This is a genomic window from Vibrio anguillarum (assembly GCF_003390515.1).
GTDB lineage: Bacteria > Pseudomonadota > Gammaproteobacteria > Enterobacterales > Vibrionaceae > Vibrio > Vibrio anguillarum.
The window spans coordinates 2,471,481-2,474,547 of the sequence record NZ_CP031479.1; the positions used below are offsets into that span (position 1 = coordinate 2,471,481).

A 3,067-nucleotide genomic window follows, 5' to 3' on the forward strand; every position below is an offset into this window, starting at 1 on the left:
CCACAAAACCCCTTCGGTGTTGTATGGTTAAGCCTCACGGGCAATTAGTATTGGTTAGCTCAACGCCTCGCAGCGCTTACACACCCAACCTATCAACGTTCTAGTCTCGAACAACCCTTTAGGACACTTAAAGTGCCAGGGAAGACTCATCTCAGGGCTCGCTTCGCGCTTAGATGCTTTCAGCGCTTATCAATTCCGAACTTAGCTACCGGGCAATGCCATTGGCATGACAACCCGAACACCAGCGGTTCGTCCACTCCGGTCCTCTCGTACTAGGAGCAGCCCCCTTCAATCTTCCAACGCCCACGGCAGATAGGGACCGAACTGTCTCACGACGTTCTAAACCCAGCTCGCGTACCACTTTAAATGGCGAACAGCCATACCCTTGGGACCGACTTCAGCCCCAGGATGTGATGAGCCGACATCGAGGTGCCAAACACCGCCGTCGATATGAACTCTTGGGCGGTATCAGCCTGTTATCCCCGGAGTACCTTTTATCCGTTGAGCGATGGCCCTTCCATTCAGAACCACCGGATCACTATGACCTACTTTCGTACCTGCTCGAACCGTCATTCTCGCAGTTAAGCGGGCTTATGCCATTGCACTAACCTCACGATGTCCAACCGTGATTAGCCCACCTTCGTGCTCCTCCGTTACTCTTTGGGAGGAGACCGCCCCAGTCAAACTACCCACCAGGCACTGTCCGCAACCCCGATGAGGGGCCTACGTTAGAACATCAAAACGACAAGGGTGGTATTTCAAGGTCGACTCCACGCAATCTAGCGACTGCGCTTCTAAGTCTCCCACCTATCCTACACATGTAGGTTCAATGTTCAGTGCCAAGCTGTAGTAAAGGTTCACGGGGTCTTTCCGTCTAGCCGCGGGTACACTGCATCTTCACAGCGATTTCAATTTCACTGAGTCTCGGGTGGAGACAGCGTGGCCATCATTACGCCATTCGTGCAGGTCGGAACTTACCCGACAAGGAATTTCGCTACCTTAGGACCGTTATAGTTACGGCCGCCGTTTACCGGGGCTTCGATCAAGAGCTTCGACCTAAGTCTAACCCCATCAATTAACCTTCCGGCACCGGGCAGGCGTCACACCGTATACGTCATCTTGCGATTTTGCACAGTGCTGTGTTTTTAATAAACAGTTGCAGCCACCTGGTATCTGCGACTCTCGTCAGCTCCATCCGCGAGGGACTTCACCAATAAGAGCGTACCTTCTCCCGAAGTTACGGTACCATTTTGCCTAGTTCCTTCACCCGAGTTCTCTCAAGCGCCTTGGTATTCTCTACCCGACCACCTGTGTCGGTTTGGGGTACGATTGCTTATAATCTGAAGCTTAGAGGCTTTTCCTGGAAGCAGGGCATCAATGACTTCACTGCCGTAGCAGCTCGACGTCGTGTCTCAGCCTAACAAGAAACCGGATTTACCTAGTCTCTTAGCCTACGCACTTGAACCAGGACAACCGTCGCCTGGCCCACCTAGCCTTCTCCGTCCCCCCATCGCAATTATAAGCAGTACGGGAATATTAACCCGTTTCCCATCGACTACGCTTTTCAGCCTCGCCTTAGGGGTCGACTTACCCTGCCCCGATTAACGTTGGACAGGAACCCTTGGTCTTCCGGCGGGGAGGTTTTTCACCCCCCTTATCGTTACTCATGTCAGCATTCGCACTTCTGATACCTCCAGCATGCTTTACAACACACCTTCAACGGCTTACAGAACGCTCCCCTACCCAATACAGTAAACTGTATTGCCGCAGCTTCGGTTTACTACTTAGCCCCGTTACATCTTCCGCGCAGGCCGACTCGACCAGTGAGCTATTACGCTTTCTTTAAATGATGGCTGCTTCTAAGCCAACATCCTGGCTGTCTGAGCCTTCCCACATCGTTTCCCACTTAGTAGTAATTTGGGACCTTAGCTGGCGGTCTGGGTTGTTTCCCTCTCCACGACGGACGTTAGCACCCGCCGTGTGTCTCCCGGATAGTACTTACTGGTATTCGGAGTTTGCAAAGGGTTGGTAAGTCGGGATGACCCCCTAGCCTTAACAGTGCTCTACCCCCAGTAGTATTCGTCCGAGGCGCTACCTAAATAGCTTTCGGGGAGAACCAGCTATCTCCGAGTTTGATTGGCCTTTCACCCCTAGCCACAAGTCATCCGCTAATTTTTCAACATTAGTCGGTTCGGTCCTCCAGTTGATGTTACTCAACCTTCAACCTGCCCATGGCTAGATCACCCGGTTTCGGGTCTATATCCAGAGACTGAAGCGCCCAGTTAAGACTCGGTTTCCCTACGGCTCCCCTATTCGGTTAACCTTGCCACTGAATATAAGTCGCTGACCCATTATACAAAAGGTACGCAGTCACACCACGAAGGTGCTCCTACTGCTTGTACGTACACGGTTTCAGGTTCTATTTCACTCCCCTCACAGGGGTTCTTTTCGCCTTTCCCTCACGGTACTGGTTCACTATCGGTCAGTCAGTAGTATTTAGCCTTGGAGGATGGTCCCCCCATGTTCAGACAGGATAACACGTGTCCCGCCTTACTCGATTTCACTTATAATGATGGAACAGTTACGGGGCTATCACCCTTTATTGCGCCACTTTCCAGAGGCTTCACCTGCATCATTAAAAGCTTAAGGGCTAGTCCAATTTCGCTCGCCGCTACTTTCGGAATCTCTGTTGATTTCTTCTCCTCGGGGTACTTAGATGTTTCAGTTCCCCCGGTTTGCCTCCTTACCCTATGTATTCAGGTAAGGATACGTGCTTATGCACGTGGGTTTCCCCATTCGGAAATCGTAGACTCAAGTGGCTGTTACTGCCTAATCTACGCTTATCGCAAGTTACTACGTCCTTCATCGCCTCTGACTGCCAAGGCATCCACCGTGTACGCTTAGTCACTTAACCATACAACCCGAAGAAGTTTCGTGTTGTGGACAAGTCACCAAGGTTGTCTCTCATTATTTGAATGAGCGCGAGACGTTTGATTTTGCCGGACTCAATTTTGAAAACTTACCGTAGTAAGCTTTCCCAAGAACACTTGAATGTGTTTGGTATCAA

General features: G+C 51.1%; 1 rRNA gene. It reads right to left on the reverse strand.

The features are described 5' to 3' along the window. Nucleotides 1-23: 23 nt before the first annotated feature. Nucleotides 24-2,914, reverse strand: a 23S ribosomal RNA gene (locus DD616_RS14595). Nucleotides 2,915-3,067 lie beyond the last annotated feature (153 nt).